Origin of the sequence: Curtobacterium sp. L6-1, assembly GCF_018885305.1 — a bacterium.
In the GTDB taxonomy this organism is placed as follows: domain Bacteria; phylum Actinomycetota; class Actinomycetes; order Actinomycetales; family Microbacteriaceae; genus Curtobacterium; species Curtobacterium aetherium.
In genome coordinates, this window is the sequence record NZ_CP076544.1 from 3015265 (window position 1) to 3031806 (window position 16542).

The window sequence follows — 16542 nt, forward strand, 5'->3', positions numbered from 1 at the left end:
GCGGGGCACGGCAGAATCGACCCGTGCACCTCGTCCTCGCCCGCGTCGACGGCGGCGTCACCGCGACCCCGCTGACGGACGCGGGGGAGCCGGACGGCGGGCCGACGCGCCTGGCCGAGTCGGGCCTCCCGGCCTTCGTCGCAGCGCAGGACGCCCCCGACGTGCGCTGGGTCTGGTCCGACACCGCCCGCTGGTACCCGGCCGTGCTCGCGGCCGGCGGCCGCGTCGCGCGGTGCGTGGACCTGCGGCTCGGGCACCGCGTGCTGCGGACCGCGCTCGCCACCCGCGGCTCCGCGCTCGCGCAGGCGCCGGTGAGCGCGTGGGACGCAGCCGCCGTCCTGGAGGCGCGTCCCGCCCCCGCCACGCAGGCGTCGCTCTTCGACGACGACCTGTTCGCGGTCGCACCCGCCGACGACGACCTCGACCCGGTCGCGGAGCTCCGAGCCCAGCTCGCCGCGGTCGCCGGAGCGACGGACCCGGGCGCACTGCGGCTGCTGCTCGCCGCCGAGTCGGCCGGCGCCCTGGTGGCCGCCGAGATCAAGCACGCCGGACTGCCCTGGCGGACGGACGTGCACGAGCGGTTGCTCGCCGATGCCCTCGGCCCACGCGTGCCCTACGGCGTCCGACCCCGGGCCCTCGAGGAGCTCGCCGCTGTCCTGCGGGAGCGGCTCGACGACCCCGAGCTCAACCCGGACTCGCCCGCCGACGTCCTGCGGTCCCTGCGCCGGGCCGGACTCGTCGTGGAGAGCACCCGCAAGTGGGAGCTGCAGCGCCTCGAGCACCCCGCGATCGAACCGCTGCTCGAGTACAAGCGGCTGTACCGGCTCCTGACCGCCAACGGCTGGACCTGGTTGGACGAGTGGGTGCAGGACGGTCGGTTCCACCCGGAGTACGTCGTCGGCGGTGTCGTCACCGGGCGGTGGGCGGCGAACGGCGGCGGCGCGCTGCAGCTGCCCAAGCAGGTCCGGGCGGCTGTCGTGGCCGACCCCGGGTGGAAGCTCGTCGTCGCCGACGCGGCGCAGCTCGAGCCCCGGGTCCTCGCGGCGATGTCCGGCGACACCGACATGGCCGCGGCCGGGGACGGCCAGGACCTCTACGACGGCGTCGTGGCCTCGGGCGCGGTGCAGACCCGGCAGCAGGCCAAGATGGCGATGCTCGGTGCGATGTACGGCGCCACCCAGGGCGAGGGCGGGCGGTTCGTCCCCCGTCTGGCCCGGGCGTTCCCGCGCGCCCTCGACCTGGTCGAGCAGGCGGCCCGTGCGGGCGAGCGCGGGGAACCGGTGACGACCCGGCTCGGTCGAACCTCGCCCGTCCCGGAGCCGGCCTGGTTCGAGGCGCGGAACCGGGCGTACTCCGTCGAGGGGTCGGCCGGCATGCAGCGGGCGGTCGAGGCCCGCGCGCGCAGCTGGGGCCGGTTCACCCGGAACTTCGTGGTGCAGGGCACGGCTGCCGAATGGGCGCTGTCCTGGATGGGCGGACTCCGGACGCGTCTGGCCGCCCGGACGTCCGGCCCGGTGACGGCCGGTGCACACATGGTGTTCTTCGTGCACGACGAACTCGTGGTGCACGCGCCCGAAGCCGACGCGGAGTGGGTGGCGGACCAGGTGCGTGCCGCGGCGGTCGACGCCGGGCGGATCATGTTCGGCGGCTTCCCGGTGACGTTCCCGCTGTCGGTGGCCGTGGTCGACTCGTACGCCGACGCGAAGTAGGCGGCCACGCCCACGCCCGCTGCGCGCCGCGCGGGGGTCGGGGCCCGCCTGCCCAGGTGCCGGCGGGCAGGCTGGTCCGATGGACGAACAGCACACCCCCTCGCGGCGCGCCCCGGTGATCGGGGGCACCGAGCGCGAGCGCGCCGACCGGGCCGTCGGCGAGGTCGACCTCACCCACTGGCGCTCCCGCGCCGGTCGGTCGGTGGCCGAGGGCTGGGCGGCACTCGGACGGCGCCACGGTGCGCTCCCGCTGCTCGTGCTCACGCTGCTCGTCGGGATGGGGATCGCGACGACCGCCACGTGGGTCGCCTCCGAGGTCTTCGACGCCGTGCGCGAGGCCGACGACGTCGCCGTGCTCGACCGGCCCGTGCTCGACTGGATGCTCACACTCCGGTCGCCGTTCCTCGACCAGGGCGTCACCTGGTGGACGGACATCGCCGGAACCATCGGGATGCCGATCGTCGCCCTGCTGTTCCTGGTCGGGTTCACCGTCAACCGGCGGGCCTGGACGCCCCTCGTGCTGCTCGTCTCGGCGAGCGCCGGGTCGCTCGCGATGACCGTCGTCGGCAAGGACCTGATCGGCCGGGCCCGTCCGCCGCTCTCCGACGCGGTCCCGCCGTACGAGCACTCGCCGTCCTTCCCGTCCGGGCACACCCTCAACGCGACGGTCATCGTCGGCACGATCGTGTACCTGCTGCTCCTGCGGCAGAGCACCGTCGTCGCACGCGTGTGGACGATCGTCGTCGGCACGCTGTTCGTGGCGTCGGTCGGCGTCTCGCGGGTGTTCCTCGGTCACCACTGGACGACCGACGTGCTGGCGGCGTGGGCGCTCGGGCTCGCCTGGCTGGCCCTCGTCGTCACGGCGCACCGGCTGTACCTGACGGCGCTGCACCGGGGCGCCGAACCCACCCCGTCCTGACCCGGCTGCGCGTCCTGACCAGCTGGGCCCGGTAGGTTCCCCTGCATGGAAGAACGGCTGATCGGCGGCAGGTACCGGGTGACCGGGACGCTCGGGCACGGTGGGATGGCGTCGGTGTACCGCGCCGTCGACGAGCAGCTCGGGCGCGAGGTCGCGGTCAAGCTCTTCCGCATCGGCCCCGTCGACCACGGGGAACGAGCCCGTGCCGAGGCCGAGATCCACGTGCTCGCCGGCCTCCGGAGCCCGAACCTGGTCACCCTGTTCGACGCGGCCCTCGACACCGCCGACGGGGACTCGTTCCTCGTCATGGAACTCGTGCCCGGCAGCGACCTCGCCACCCGGCTGCGCGAGGGGCCGCTCGACCCGGCCACCACCGCCCGCGTCGGTGCCCAGGTCGCCGAGGGGCTGGCCGCCGTGCACGCGCAGGGCATCGTCCACCGGGACGTGAAGCCCGCGAACGTGCTGCTCGAACAGGACGGCGAGCACGTCAAGCTCGCCGACTTCGGGATCGCGCTGCTCCGCGACGCCGCACGCGTCACCGGGACCGGCACCGTGATCGGGACCGCCGCCTACCTCGCGCCCGAGCAGGTCCTCGGCCAGCCCGTCACCGGCGAGGCCGACGTCTACGCCCTCGGTCTCATGCTCCTCGAGGCGCTCACCGGCAAGCAGGCCTTCCCGGGCAGCGCGGTCGAGGCCGCGACCGCTCGGCTCGCCCGGGCGCCCGAGATCGACCAGCACCTGCCGACGGCGTGGCGCACCCTGCTGCACGTCATGACGGCGCAGCACCCCGAGGACCGTCCGTCCGCCGCCGAGGCGGCGGCACGCCTCCGCGCACTCGGCCGGGACGACGCCGCTCCCGCGACGCAGCTGCTGCCGGGAGGCCCGGGGGCACTCACCCGGTCGGCAGCGGCCGCCGGGGTGGCCGGTGCAGCGGCCGGGGCCGCCGGAGCCGCGTCCGCGGACACCGCGACCCGAGCGATGCCGGTGAGCGGGGCCTCCGGGGCGGACGACGCCACCCGTCGACTGCCGACGCAGTCCGCGGGGCGTGCCGACGACGACGTAGCGACGACGGTGCTCGGTGCGGCTGGCGCGGGTGCCGCGGCTGGTGCCGGGACCGGCGGTCCGTCCGGACGTGGTGGAGGCACCGCGGTGCCGGCCCGACCGGCCGACGGCGGACCGGAGGACCGGCCGCGGAAGCGCTGGGTCCTGCCGGTCGTCGTCCTCGCGGCGCTCCTGCTCGTCGGGGGGCTCGTCGCCGCCTTCGCCCTCGGCGGTGACGAGGACGGCACGCCGGCCCCGACCAAGTCGAGCGAGCCGAGCCAGCCGGCCGAGGAGCAGCCGGGCGAGACGCAGCCGAGCGAGCCCGCCGAACAGCAGCAGCCGAGCGAGCCGACCGAGCAGCAGCCGAGCCAGCCCGCGCAGGAGCAGCCGAGCGAGGAGCCCTCGCAGCCGACGGAGGAGTCCAGCGAGCCGACCGAGGAGCAGCCGCCCGCCGACCCGGAGCCGAGCGTCGAGACGACCCTGCCCGTGGAGGAGCCCCAGGACACCGGCGTGGACACCACGTCGCAGCAGGGGCCCGGCACCCCGGGCGACGGCGCACCCGGTGGCGGTCCCGGGAAGTCCGGCGACGCCCCCGGCAAGTCCGGCGACGCTCCCGGGCACCAGGGCTGACGCGGGGCGGACAGTCCCGACCCGCCGTTCACCTCCGAGGAGCACACTCGGGGCATGTCGATGAGCGCACCGTTCGATCCCCAGCAGCAGGGCAGCGACGTCCCCGTGGACGGCTCCGACCAGGACGAACTCGAGGTGGAGGAGTCGCTCGCGGCGGCCTCCGGCTCCGAGCCGTCGGGCGCGGACGTCTCCGGAGCGGAAGCCGCCGGCGACCCGGCGCAGTCGCCGGTCCGGCACGACGACGAGGACGAGGCCGGCGGCGGTCCGGTGTTCCGGACCCCGGAGCCCGGCGACCGCCTGCACCCGGACGACCTCGGCGCCTGACCACAGCCGACTTCAGCGCCTGACCACAGCCGGCGTTGTGCCGGTTCCAGGGTCGGCCGTGCAGGCTCGTCGCATGTCGATGAGCAGCGCGTTCGACCCGTCGAAGGGTCGCGCCATCCCCGAGGACCAGGTCAGCAGCGACGGACTCGAGCTCGACGAGGACCCGCTCGCGGCCCTCGGGATCGAGATCGCGGTCGTCCCCGGCGGCACCGCCGACCCGGCAGCCGCGCCGAGCCTCCGCACCGACGACGAGGACCCCGAGCCGACCCGCTGAGCCGGCGGGGAGTCGTGCCGGTGCGGCGGCGGTCGGCCGCAGGGGCCTGACGCACCGAGGGCCCCGTGCCGACGTCCTGGGACGGCGGCGCGGGGCCCTCGGTGACGGGCCGCCTCAGGGGACGGTGTGCCCGGCGGCCGTGAGGATCCGGTACCACTCCTCGCGGGACAGCTCGACGTCCGAGCCCGCGGCCGAGTCGCGGACGCGCTGGGGGTTCGTCGTGCCCAGGACCACCTGGAAGTGCGCGGGGTGCCGGGTGATCCACGCCACCGCGATGCCCGTCGGGGTCACGCCGTGCGCCGAGGCGACCTCCTCGAGCACGTCGTTCAGCTCGGCGTACTGCTCGCGGTCACCGAGGAAGACGCCGTCGAAGAAGCCTTTCTGGAACGGTGACCAGGCCTGCAGCGTCACGTCGTGCAGGCGTGCGTGGTTGAGGATGTCGTTGTCGCGGTCGATCGACTGGTCGAGCCCGGCCATGTTCGCCACGAGACCCTGCGTGATGACGTTCGCGTGCGTGATGCTCAGCTGCACCTGGTTGAACGCCAGCGGCTGCCGCACGGACCTCGCCAGCAGCTCGGTCTGCCCCGGGGTGTGGTTCGAGACGCCGAAGTGGTGCACCTTGCCGGCGGCGTGCAGCTCGTCGAAGGCCTTCGCGACCTCGTCCGGCTCGACGAGGGCGTCCGGGCGGTGCAGGAGCAGGACGTCGATGAAGTCGGTGCGCAGGGCGGTCAGGGACTCCTCGACCGAGGACACGATGTGCTCGTACGAGAAGTCGAAGTAGGCGCCGTTCGCCGTCGGCCGGATGCCGACCTTGGTCTGCAGCTGGACCTCGGCGCGCTCGGCCGCGGACAGCGTGACCGCCGCACCGAAGCGTTCCTCGCACCCGTGCCAGCCGCCGTAGACGGCTGCGTGGTCGAACATCGTGACGCCCGCGTCGCGCGAGGCGGCGTACAGCGACCGGATGTCCTCGTCGCTCATGTCGTTGATCCGCATCAGTCCGACGACGACGTCGGAAGCGGTGAGGTCCGTCTGTGGCAACTCCAGTGTCTTCACCCGACCGATCCTGCCAGCGGCCTCCCGTGCGTGCGAGGCCCTGGCCGTACCGGTCTCGTCCGGCGGCGCTCCCGACCGCCGACGGGTAACGCGCTAGTCCGCCAGGACGGCGACGACGGTCGGCGCCGCCGAGGCGCCGCCGGCCGTGAGGGTCCGCCCGGTGGGGACGCCGCCGGAGCCGAGGACGCGCAGGACCACCAGCGCTCCGTGCGCGGTGTCGATCGTCGTGACGGCACCCTCCGTGTGCGCGGAGACCTCGACGATCGCGGGGGAGTCGGCGTCCGTTCCGCTGCCCGCCGCCGCGCCCTCCTTCGCGAAGGTGCCGTCGCCGGAGGCCCGCTCGAGCTCCGCCTCGTGGCCTCCGGTCGCGATCGCGCGGCGCAGCACGTCCGCGTAGACCGGGTCGCCCACGGCGTCGTACACCCAGCGGTGGCCGAGGACGGAGTGCTCCATCTCGGTGACGAGGAACGCCTCGGCACCCGCGAGCGGCGCGCCCCGGTAGGTCAGCGGGACGTGCAGCACCGGCCCGTCGCCGACGCGGACCAGGTACGTCTCGACCCCGACCTCGCCGGCCGGGTCGTCGAACCGGAACCGCGCGACCTGCTCGACCGCGCTGCCCGCGGCGACACCGCTCCACGGCTGGTCGGGCAGCCAGGCGCCGAGCGCCTCGAGCTTGCCGGGACGGAGGGTCGCTTCGTGGATGACGGCCATGACCGGCAACCTACTGCTCTCGGGCGGACCGGGGGCCGTGCGCCCGTGCTCGACCGGCGCGGCCGTACCCTGGACCGGTGCGCGACGACCTCCTCCCCGTGCTCGCCTGCCCCGTGTGCACCGAGCCGCTCGCCCGCACCGCCCCCGGCCAGGCCGGGTGCGCGACCGGCCACCGCTACGACGAGGCGAAGCAGGGCCACCTGACCCTCCTCCCCGCCAGGCGCCGGGCACTCACCGCGGACACCCCGGAGATGGTCGACGCCCGCCTGCGGTTCCTCGGCCGCGGGCACTACGCGCCGGTCGAACGGGCGCTGTCGGCCCTCGTCGTGGACGCGGCCGCGCCGGGAGTCGTCCTCGACGTCGGGTCGGGCCCCGGCACCTACCTCGCGCACGCGCTCGACGCAGCGGCCGGGAGGCCCGGGGACCCGTCCGCCGCGGCCCTCCCGTCCACCGTCGACCGGCCCCGGCGACGCGGGGTCGCGCTCGACCTGTCGGCCGTCGCGATCCGGCGCGCGGCACGCGTCCACGCGGACGTGGGGGCCGTCGTCGGGGACGTGACCGAGCGCCTCCCGGTCGTGGACCACGCGGCCGCCGTGGTGCTCGACGTCTTCGCACCGCGGAACCAGCACGAGTACGCCCGGGTGCTGCACCCGGACGGGGTCCTGGCGGTCGTCACCCCGCGGGCGGGGCACCTGGCGGAGCTGGCGGCGGCGACGATCAGCGTCGACCCGGAGAAGGAGCGCCGCCTGCACGACAGCCTGACGCCGGCCTTCGCGTTGCGGTCGAGCGAGGACCTGACCTGGACGATGTCGCTCACGGCCGAGGACGTGCACGACGTTGTGCACATGGGGCCGAGCCACCACCACGTCGCCACGGACACGGTGTTCGCACCCGAGACGGTGACGGCCGCCGTGACCGTGAGCACCTGGACGCCCGTGCGCTGAGCTCGTCGCTCGTCGGTCGTCGCCGGTCGGTAGACCCGGAGGGCGGACCGGCTCGGTGGACCTGTTCGGCGGGCCGCCGGGTCAGCGGGTCAGCGGGTCAGCGGGTCGGTGTGCCGGGCCCCGTGCCGTCCGGCGTCGGCCAGGGCTGCGCCGGCCCGCGCTGCCCCGGCGCTCCCGGTGCCGTCCAGACCGGCGCTGCGGCTGCGGGCCCCGTGTACGCGACCCACGCCCACGGTGCCCGTTCCGCGAGCCACACCTCGAGGTCCCGGTAGCCGATCGCGATCGCGACGCTGTCGAACAGGACGGTGCCCGCGCTGTCCCGCGCCTGGATCCCGCCGTAGGGCCCGGTCCAGGGGCGGATCGAGGCGATCGCGGTGTGGTGCACCTCGCGCTCGGCGCGGAAGCCCTTCCGCACGACGAGCCGGTCCGGCAGCGCGTCGATACGGGTGCGGGCGGCGGCCCCGGCGAGCAGGACGAACGCGACCCCGACGAGCACACCGACGGCACCGGCGATCCCCATCGGCAGCGCCTCCGGGTCCTCCGTCGTCGAGGCCGCCGCGAGCAGCAGCACCCCGCCGACGACGAGCACGAGGATGCCGACGATCCGCAACAGGACGCGCTGCCACCGTCGCGACCGCACGGTGAACAGCGCATCCGGTGCCGCACCGGCGAGCACGCGCTGGTGCTTCCGCTTCCGGTCCCCCCGGCGGATGGCCGCCGTCACCACTGCCGGGATGACGGCGGCGGCGACGAAGGCGATGGTCACGGACAAGAACGTGGTCCCCATGCCGCCAGCGTACGGACGTGACGACACCCCGTCCGGCCCGTGCCACCGCCTCGGGCTCAGCCCTGCTGCTGCGCCGGGACGTCGAGGGCCCAGACGACGCCGAACCGGTCGCGGAGCTGCCCGGCGAGCGGCGACCAGGCCGACGGACCGAGCGGCTGGCGGACCTCGGCGCCGTCCTGCAGGCCCGCCCACACGGCGCGGACCTCGTCGGCGTCCGTGCCGCTCAGGTAGACGTACGAGCTGTTCGTCCCCTGGTCGTACGGCTGGCCCGGCCACACGTCGAACGCCATGACGCGGACGCCGCTCGCCGAGGCGACCTGGCCCCAGACGACGCGGTCCGCCCAGGCGGGGTCCTCGACCGCGCCGCTCTGGCCGTAGGTCACCACGACGGGGTCGGTGCCGAGCGCGGCGCCCCAGAAGGCGAGCGCCTCGGCGGCCCGTCCGTCGAAGTTCACGTGGGGGATGGTGGTGATGGTCATGCCGACTCCTCGTCGATGCTGCGCGCGGCCGGTCGGCTGCGTCGGGACGAGCATCCCCGGCATTGCGGTCAGATCCTGTCCGCTACTCCGACGATGATGGAGCACGTGTCCGGACCCTCGTCGCGCATGCTCGCGCTGCTCTCCCTGTTGCAGGTGCGCCGCGAGTGGACCGGTGACGAGCTGGCGGACCGCCTGACCGTGAGTCCGCGCACGGTCCGCCGGGACGTCGACCGGCTCCGCGAGCTCGGCTACCACGTCGACGCACTCCGCGGGCCGGCCGGCGGCTACCGGCTGTCGGCCGGGTCGGACCTGCCGCCGCTCCTGTTCGACGACGACCAGGCGGTGGCGATCGCCCTCGCGCTCGCCGTCGCCCCGGCGTCCGGAGCCGACATCGCCGAGGCGGCGGTCCGTGCCCTGACGACCGTCCGGCAGGTGATGCCGTCGCGCCTCAGGCACCGGGTCGACGCGGTCGAGGTGGTGGCGACCTCCGGCGCCGTCGTCGCCCCGGCCGTCGTGGTCGATCCCGCCGTCCTGGTCGCGGTCAGCGAGGCCGTCCGCACGCGCACCGTGCTGCGGTTCGGGTACGCGCCCGCGTGGCCGCCCGGTGCCGAGGACGACCGGCCACCCCGCCGGGTCGACCCGCACGCGGTCCTCGCACGCCACGGCCGCTGGTACCTGCTCGCCTGGGTCCCCGAGGTGGCGGACTGGCGCACCTACCGGTTGGACCGGATGTCGCCGAGGGCTGCCACGGGCCTCCCGTTCGTCCCGCGGCCCGTCCCCGGCGGCGACGCGGCCGCGTTCGTCGACGCCCGCTTCCGCGGTGCAGATGCGACCGGTGGTGCCGACGCGACCGGTGGTGCCGACGCGACGGCCGGGGTCGCGTCGGCCTGGCCCTGCGTCGGGACGGTCGTGCTGCGGACGCCGGCGCGGACCGTGGCCCCGTTCGTCGCCGACGACGCCGTCCTGCAGGACCTCGGGGACGGCACCAGCCGCCTCACCGCGGGGTCGTGGTCGTGGCGGGCGCTCGCCGCCCTGGTCGCCGGGTTCGACGTCGACTTCGTCGTCTCGGGACCGAGGGCCCTCCGCGACGCCGTGGGGCAGGTGTCGGACCGTCTCGGTGCGGCTGCAGCGCACCCGACCGACGACGGCGGAGGTCGGGTGGGTCAGTGACCGGCGCCGAGGGTGCCGGCGAGGCGGCCGTGGAAGGCCTGGCTGGCGTCGTTCATCCCGCGGATGTCGACCCGCTTGCCGTGCTGGTGGTACTTCGTCTCGATCGCGTCGAGTGCGGCGACCGTGGAGGCGTCCCAGACGTGCGACCTCGTCATGTCGATGACGACGAGCTCCGGGTCGTCGACGTAGTCGAACTGCGTGGTGAGGTCGTTCGACGACGCGAAGAACAGCTCACCCTCGACGGTGTAGAGCGCGTGCTGCTCGCCGGTGGCCAGGGTCTCGATGCTCCGCGAGACGGTGGTGAGGTGGGACACCCGGCGGGCGAACACGACCATCGCGGCGACGACACCGATGATCACGCCGATGGCGAGGTTGTCGGTCGCGACGACGATCACGACGGTGAGGACCATGACGATCGTCTCCCCGATGGGCATCCGCTTCAGGGTCGAGGGCGTGATGCTGTGCCAGTCGAACGTGCCGACGGCGACCATCACCATCACGGCGACGAGGGCGGCCATCGGGATGATCGCGACGACGTCACCGAGCCCGACGACGAGGACCAGCAGGAACACGCCGGACAGGAACGTCGAGATGCGGGTGCGGGCGCCGGAGGCCTTCACGTTGATCATCGTCTGGCCGATCATCGCGCAGCCGCCCATGCCGCCGAACAGGCCGGAGGCGATGTTCGCGACTCCCTGCCCGAGGGCTTCGCGGGTCTTGCGGGAGCCGGTGTCGGTGACCTCGTCGACGAGCTTCGCCGTCATCAGGGACTCGAGGAGCCCGACGAGCGCCATCGCGAGGGCGTACGGGGCGATGATCATCAGCGTCTCGAGGTCCAGCGGCACGTTCGGGACGAACAGGGTCGGCAGGCTGTCCGGCAGCTTGCCCTCGTCGCCCACGGTCGGGACGGCGATCGAGGCCAGCACGGTGACGAGCGTCAGGACGACGATCGCGACGAGCGGAGCCGGGATCGCCTTCGTGAACTGGGGCAGCAGGACGATGATCGCGATGCCTGCGGCGGTGATCGGCCAGACGAACCAGTCCACGCCGATGATGTTCGGCAGCTGCGCGGTGAAGATCAGGATCGCGAGCGCGTTGACGAACCCGACCATCACGGACCGGGGCACGAACCGCATCAGCTTCGCCGCCCCCAGCCCGCCGAGGACCAGCTGGAACACCCCGCCGAGCAGGACGGTCGCGATCAGGTAGTCCAAGCCGTGCTCCTTGACCACCGGGGCGACGACGAGCGCGATCGCGCCCGTGGCGCCGGTGATCATCGCGGCACGGCCGCCGACGAACGAGATGACGACGGCCATCACGAACGCCGAGAACAGTCCGACGCGGGGGTCGACGCCGGCGATGATCGAGAACGAGATCGCCTCGGGGATGAGGGCGAGGGCGACGACGAGGCCGGCCAGGGCCTCACGGAGCAGGATCCTCGGGTTCCGCAGGGCGGACAGGACGGTGGGGCTGGTGTGCACCGGAGCGGGTGCGCGCGTGACGGTCGTCACGGTTCTCCTTCAGTGAGGGGGTGCGGGCGGCTGCGCCCGCGGGATGTCGAGGGGCGCAGCGTCGCGCGGGCCGGCGGCACAGAGCGTCCGGCGCAGGCAACCCTTCCGCAGTGGGAGGGTTGCGCCACTCGAACTCTACCGCAACGGGAGGGTTCCGCAACGGCGGCCCCGCACGCTCCGCGTTAGTGCGCCGCACGCGTCGACCACCACGGCGTCAGGGAACCGTTAGGAGCGACCGTCGGGGCGGCACCCGGACCGAGCATCGGTACGGCACCCCAACCGGTGCGGTCCACGGCACCTGCCGCGGACACCTCGATCTCCAGGAGTCCCACGTGTTCGACGTCTTCGTCGTCGCCGGTGTCCTCGCCGTGTTCGGCGTGGTGGCACTGATCGCCAAGGGGGTGGAGCGGCTGTGATCGGCATCACCATCGCCGCTGCCGTCCTCGGCATCGCCGCTGTCGTGTACCTCGTCTGGGCGCTCGTGCGCCCGGAGCGATTCTGATGGGCGGCGCGGCGCAGACCTGGGCCGGCATCGCGCAGGTCGCCGTCCTCGTCCTGCTGCTCGTGCTCGTGCACCGTCCGGTCGGCGACTGGATGGCCCGCGTCTTCACGAGCCCTCGCCACGGACGTGTCGAGCGGTTGGTCTACCGGGTGATCGGCGTCGACCCGGACGCCGAGCAGTCGTGGGCCGCGTACCTCCGCGGCGTGCTGCTGTTCAGCGTCGCCGGGCTGCTGCTCGTCTACCTGCTGCAGCGCATCCAGGTGGTCCTGCCGGGCGACCTCGGCCTGCCCGCCGTGGGCCCCGCGCTCGCGTTCAACACCGCGGCCTCGTTCGTGGCGAACACGAACTGGCAGTCGTACTCACCCGAGGTCACCGTCGGGTACACCGTGCAGATGGCCGGCCTCGCGGTGCAGAACTTCCTGTCCGCCGCGGTCGGGCTCGCCGTCGCCGTGGCGCTCGTGCGCGGGTTCGCCCGTCGTCGCCAGGGCACCATCGGCAACGTCTGGGTGGACGTCGTCCGTGCGACCGGACGGCTGCTCCTGCCGCTGTCCTTCGTCTTCGCGCTCGTCCTCGTCGCCGGTGGCGTCGTCCAGTCGTGGGGCGCCGGTACCGACGTCGCCACGCTCGCCGGCGGCACGCAGCACGTCCCCGAGGGCTTCGTCGCCTCGCAGGAGGCGATCAAGCTCCTCGGCACCAACGGCGGCGGCTACTTCAACGCCAACAGCGCGCACCCGTTCGAGAACCCGCAGGCGTGGACGAACCTCGTCGAGGTCTTCCTCATGCTCGTCATCCCGTTCTCTCTCCCGCGCACCTTCGGCGCGATGGTCGGTGACCGCCGTCAGGGCACCGCGATCCTCGCCGTGATGGCAGGCATCTTCCTCGTGTCGCTCTCGGTGATGTCGATCGCCGAACTCGCCGGCGGCGGGGTCGCGACGCACGCCGCCGGTGCGGCGATGGAGGGCAAGGAGGTCCGCTTCGGCATCCTCGGGACCACGCTCTTCGGCACGACCTCGACCGCCACGTCGACCGGCGCCGTCAACGGCATGTTCGACAGCTTCACGCCGATCGGCGGGATGATGGCGCTCATCAACATGATGCTCGGCGAGGTCACCCCCGGCGGCGTCGGATCCGGTCTGTACGGCATGCTCGTGCTCGCCGTGATCACGGTGTTCATCGGCGGCCTGCTCGTCGGCCGCACGCCGGAGTACCTCGGCAAGAAGATCCGCGCCAAGGAGATGACCTTCGCGGCGCTGTACATCCTCGTCACGCCGACGGTCGTGCTCCTCGGGACCGCGCTGTCGCTCGTCATCCCTGGCGTCCGGGAGCAGGTGCTCGGCACGAGCATCTACAACCCGGGCAACCACGGCCTGTCTGAGCTCCTCTACGCGTTCACCAGCGCCGGCAACAACAACGGCTCGGCGTTCGGCGGCCTCACCGCGAACACGACGTGGATGAACTCCGCGCTCGGCGTCGCGATGCTGCTCGGCCGCTTCGTGCCGATGGTGTTCGTCCTGGCGCTCGCCGGGTCGCTCGCCGCGCAGGACAAGGTCCCCGCGACCGTCGGCACGCTGCCCACGCACCGGCCGCTCTTCATCGCCCTCCTCGGCGGTGTCGCGGTCATCGTCACCGCACTCACCTACTTCCCGGTGCTCGCACTGGGACCCCTCGCAGAAGGACTGGTCCGATGACCATCGAAACCTCCGAACCGGAGGTGACCACGGCCTCCCGGCCGGCCACCCGCTCGTCCGCATTCGGACCCCGCCAGCTGGCGGCGGGCCTCCCGGGCGCGTTCCGCAAGCTGGACCCCCGGCTCATGTGGAAGAACCCGGTCATGTTCCTCGTCGAGGTGGGCGCCGCCCTGACGACGGTCACCGCCGTCGTCGAGCCGTTCAGCCGGACGGGAGGCTCGGCCGACTCCGGCGCGCCGGTCCCGTCGTCCTTCACCGTCGTCATCGCCGTGTGGCTCTGGCTGACCGTCCTGTTCGCCAACCTGGCGGAGTCGGTCGCCGAGGGCCGGGGCAAGGCCCAGGCCGACACCCTGCGGAAGACCCGCTCCACGACCACCGCCCGCCGCGTGGTCGGCTACTCGTCCGCCGACCCGGCCGCGCTGTCCGCGTCGACCGAGGACGTCGCGTCCGTCGACCTGGCGAAGGGCGACCTCGTCGTCGTGGTCGCCGGTGAGGTCATCCCCGGTGACGGCGACGTCGTCGACGGCATCGCGTCGGTCGACGAGTCCGCGGTGACCGGCGAGTCGGCGCCCGTCATCCGCGAGTCCGGCGGCGACCGCAGCGCCGTCACGGGCGGTACCCGCGTGCTGTCCGACCGGATCCTGGTGCGCATCACGTCCACCCCGGGCGAGACCTTCATCGACCGGATGATCCGGCTCGTCGAGGGTGCCGCCCGGCAGAAGACGCCGAACGAGATCGCGCTGAACATCCTGCTCGCGTCGCTGTCGATCGTGTTCGTGATCGTCTGCCTCACGCTGCAGCCCATCGCCGGGCTCGTCGGCTCGACGGTCAGCATCACGGTGCTCATCGCGCTGCTCGTCTGCCTCATCCCGACGACCATCGGCGCCCTGCTCTCCGCGATCGGCATCGCCGGCATGGACCGGCTCGTGCAGCACAACGTCCTGGCGATGTCCGGCCGCGCGGTCGAGGCGGCCGGCGACATCACCACGCTGCTCCTCGACAAGACCGGCACGATCACCTACGGCAACCGTCGGGCCTCCCGGTTCGTGCCGGTGCCCGGGGTGACCGAGGCCGACCTCACCGCCGCCGCCGCGCTGTCCAGCGCCGCTGACGGCACGCCCGAGGGCCGCTCCATCGTGGACCTGGCGCTCGCCGCCGGAGCCGTGGCGGGCCTCCCGTCCGGCGCCGTCGAGGTGCCGTTCACGGCGCAGACGCGCATGTCGGGCGTCGACCTGCCGGACGGCACCGAGGTCCGCAAGGGCGCCGCAGCAGCAGTGCTCGCCTGGGCCGACACCCGCGACGCCGGTGTCACCGCGGCCGTGGACGCGACCGTCGCCGAGGTGTCCGACCAGGGCGGGACGCCGCTCGTCGTCGCCCGGAAGGACCCGTCGGGTCAGGTCGCCCTGCTCGGCGTCGTGCACCTCAAGGACGTCGTGAAGGACGGCCTCGCCGAGCGCTTCACCGAGCTGCGGAGCATGGGCATCCGCACCGTCATGATCACCGGCGACAACCCGCGCACCGCGAAGGCGATCGCGGCCGAGGCCGGCGTCGACGACTTCCTCGCCGAGGCCACCCCCGAGGACAAGCTCGCACTCATCAAGCGCGAGCAGGAGGGCGGCAACCTCGTCGCGATGACCGGTGACGGCACGAACGACGCCCCCGCGTTGGCCCAGGCCGACGTCGGCGTCGCGATGAACACCGGGACGACCGCGGCCAAGGAGGCCGGCAACATGGTCGACCTCGACTCGGACCCGACGAAGCTCATCGACGTCGTCCGGATCGGCAAGCAGCTGCTCATCACCCGCGGTGCGCTGACCACGTTCTCGATCGCCAACGACATCGCGAAGTACTTCGCGATCATCCCGGCGATGTTCCAGGCGACCTTCCCGGGGCTCGGCGTGCTCAACATCATGGGGCTGCACAGTCCCGCGTCGGCGATCCTGTCGGCCATCGTGTTCAACGCGCTCGTCATCGTGGCGCTCATCCCGCTGTCCCTGCGTGGCGTCAAGTACCGCGCGGCGTCGGCGTCGTCGATCCTCGGCCGCAACCTGCTCGTCTACGGGCTCGGCGGCGTGGTCGTCCCCTTCATCGGCATCAAGTTGATCGACCTCGTGGTCGGTCTCATCCCGGGGTTCTCGTCATGACTTCCACTCGTTCCTTCCTCCGCTCCACCGGTGTGGCCGTCCGCCTCACCCTGCTCGCCACCGTGGTCCTCGGCGTCGCCTACCCGCTCGCGGTGTGGGGTGTCGGCCAGGCGGCGTTCCACGACCAGGCGAACGGCTCGATGGTCACCGACTCGTCCGGCACGGTCGTCGGGTCGTCCCTGATCGGCCAGTCCTTCGCCGGGAAGGACGCGGACCGCTGGTTCCAGTCCCGCCCGTCGGCCGCAGGCGAGGACGGGTACGACGCCGGTGCCTCGTCCGGCTCGAACCTCGGCCCGTCGAACCCCGACCTGACGAAGGCGATCGACGAGCGCCGTGCCGCGGTCGCGGAGGCCGACGGGGTCGACCCGTCCGAGGTGCCCGCCGACGCCGTCACGGCCTCGGGCTCCGGCCTCGACCCGGACATCAGCCCGGAGTACGCCCTGCAGCAGGTCGCGCGGGTGGCCGAGGCCCGCGGGCTGTCCGAGGACCGGGTGCGCGCCCTGGTCGACGAGCACACCGACGGCCGCCAGCTCGGTGTCCTCGGCTCCCCCGCGGTGAACGTGCTCGAACTGAACCTGGCCCTGGCGCAGCAGCGCTGACCGCGGAGTGGACCGGACCCGCACGGCCCCGACCCGTCCGGACCGCTGGCGACCGCG

The 16542-nt window shown here is 73.6% G+C and carries 17 protein-coding genes; 12 read left to right on the forward strand and 5 right to left on the reverse strand.

Going from position 1 to position 16542, the window contains the following annotated elements:
• The first annotated feature begins 23 nt into the window (after positions 1-23).
• The 5 genes from KM842_RS13965 to KM842_RS13985 all read left to right on the forward strand — a co-directional run bounded on the left by KM842_RS13965 (position 24) and on the right by KM842_RS13985 (position 4897).
• Positions 24-1709, forward strand: coding sequence for a bifunctional 3'-5' exonuclease/DNA polymerase (locus KM842_RS13965; protein WP_216259289.1), 1686 nt, complete (start codon positions 24-26; stop codon positions 1707-1709).
• Between the two features lie 79 nt (positions 1710-1788).
• Positions 1789-2628: a phosphatase PAP2 family protein gene (locus KM842_RS13970; protein ID WP_216259291.1), complete on the forward strand. Its 840-nt coding sequence runs from the start codon at positions 1789-1791 to the stop codon at positions 2626-2628.
• Positions 2629-2673: 45 nt separating this feature from the next.
• Entirely contained in the window at positions 2674-4299 is a 1626-nt protein-coding gene (locus KM842_RS13975) for a serine/threonine-protein kinase (protein WP_216259293.1), read from the forward strand.
• Between the two features lie 54 nt (positions 4300-4353).
• Positions 4354-4623 (forward strand): hypothetical protein, encoded by a 270-nt coding sequence (locus KM842_RS13980; RefSeq protein WP_216259295.1) that lies wholly within the window; start codon positions 4354-4356, stop codon positions 4621-4623.
• Between the two features lie 73 nt (positions 4624-4696).
• Positions 4697-4897, forward strand: coding sequence for a hypothetical protein (locus KM842_RS13985; protein ID WP_216259297.1), 201 nt, complete (start codon positions 4697-4699; stop codon positions 4895-4897).
• A gap of 114 nt (positions 4898-5011) precedes the next feature.
• On the opposite strand, the gene KM842_RS13990 is transcribed toward KM842_RS13985, so the two are convergent.
• Positions 5012-5950 (reverse strand): aldo/keto reductase, encoded by a 939-nt coding sequence (locus KM842_RS13990; protein WP_216259300.1) that lies wholly within the window; start codon positions 5948-5950, stop codon positions 5012-5014.
• A 93-nt stretch (positions 5951-6043) separates the two neighbouring features.
• Positions 6044-6661 (reverse strand): CG0192-related protein, encoded by a 618-nt coding sequence (locus KM842_RS13995; protein WP_216259302.1) that lies wholly within the window; start codon positions 6659-6661, stop codon positions 6044-6046.
• Positions 6662-6738: 77 nt separating this feature from the next.
• Between KM842_RS13995 and KM842_RS14000 the strand changes: the two genes are divergently transcribed.
• Positions 6739-7605 carry a putative RNA methyltransferase gene (locus KM842_RS14000; protein ID WP_216259304.1) on the forward strand — a complete coding sequence of 289 codons (867 nt, stop codon included), beginning with the start codon at positions 6739-6741 and terminating at the stop codon, positions 7603-7605.
• 97 nt (positions 7606-7702) lie between these two features.
• On the opposite strand, the gene KM842_RS14005 is transcribed toward KM842_RS14000, so the two are convergent.
• Together KM842_RS14005 and KM842_RS14010 are read right to left on the reverse strand one after the other, a co-directional pair.
• Positions 7703-8392, reverse strand: a complete 690-nt coding sequence (locus tag KM842_RS14005) for a hypothetical protein (RefSeq protein ID WP_216259305.1) — start codon at positions 8390-8392, stop codon at positions 7703-7705.
• Positions 8393-8448: 56 nt separating this feature from the next.
• Positions 8449-8871 carry a VOC family protein gene (locus tag KM842_RS14010; protein WP_216259307.1) on the reverse strand — a complete coding sequence of 141 codons (423 nt, stop codon included), beginning with the start codon at positions 8869-8871 and terminating at the stop codon, positions 8449-8451.
• A gap of 105 nt (positions 8872-8976) precedes the next feature.
• Between KM842_RS14010 and KM842_RS14015 the strand changes: the two genes are divergently transcribed.
• Positions 8977-10041, forward strand: coding sequence for a helix-turn-helix transcriptional regulator (locus tag KM842_RS14015; protein WP_216259309.1), 1065 nt, complete (start codon positions 8977-8979; stop codon positions 10039-10041).
• Here KM842_RS14015 and KM842_RS14020 read toward each other — a convergent pair.
• Positions 10035-11552 (reverse strand): SulP family inorganic anion transporter, encoded by a 1518-nt coding sequence (locus KM842_RS14020; RefSeq protein WP_216259311.1) that lies wholly within the window; start codon positions 11550-11552, stop codon positions 10035-10037. The genes KM842_RS14015 and KM842_RS14020 overlap by 7 nt on opposite strands.
• A 185-nt stretch (positions 11553-11737) precedes the next feature.
• Between KM842_RS14020 and KM842_RS14025 the strand changes: the two genes are divergently transcribed.
• The 5 genes from KM842_RS14025 to kdpC are packed head-to-tail and all read left to right on the forward strand — an operon-like array spanning position 11738 to position 16485.
• On the forward strand, positions 11738-11968 hold the full coding sequence (locus KM842_RS14025; protein ID WP_216259314.1) for a hypothetical protein: 231 nt from the start codon (positions 11738-11740) through the stop codon (positions 11966-11968).
• Positions 11965-12054 carry a potassium-transporting ATPase subunit F gene (locus KM842_RS14030; RefSeq protein WP_017887940.1) on the forward strand — a complete coding sequence of 30 codons (90 nt, stop codon included), beginning with the start codon at positions 11965-11967 and terminating at the stop codon, positions 12052-12054. The genes KM842_RS14025 and KM842_RS14030 overlap by 4 nt, the downstream gene beginning before the upstream one ends.
• Positions 12054-13742 carry a potassium-transporting ATPase subunit KdpA gene (kdpA, locus tag KM842_RS14035; protein ID WP_216259316.1) on the forward strand — a complete coding sequence of 563 codons (1689 nt, stop codon included), beginning with the start codon at positions 12054-12056 and terminating at the stop codon, positions 13740-13742. The genes KM842_RS14030 and kdpA overlap by 1 nt, the downstream gene beginning before the upstream one ends.
• Positions 13739-15886: a potassium-transporting ATPase subunit KdpB gene (gene kdpB / locus KM842_RS14040; protein WP_216259318.1), complete on the forward strand. Its 2148-nt coding sequence runs from the start codon at positions 13739-13741 to the stop codon at positions 15884-15886. The genes kdpA and kdpB overlap by 4 nt, the downstream gene beginning before the upstream one ends.
• Positions 15883-16485 carry a potassium-transporting ATPase subunit KdpC gene (kdpC, locus tag KM842_RS14045; protein WP_216259320.1) on the forward strand — a complete coding sequence of 201 codons (603 nt, stop codon included), beginning with the start codon at positions 15883-15885 and terminating at the stop codon, positions 16483-16485. The genes kdpB and kdpC overlap by 4 nt, the downstream gene beginning before the upstream one ends.
• Positions 16486-16542: the final 57 nt, after the last annotated feature.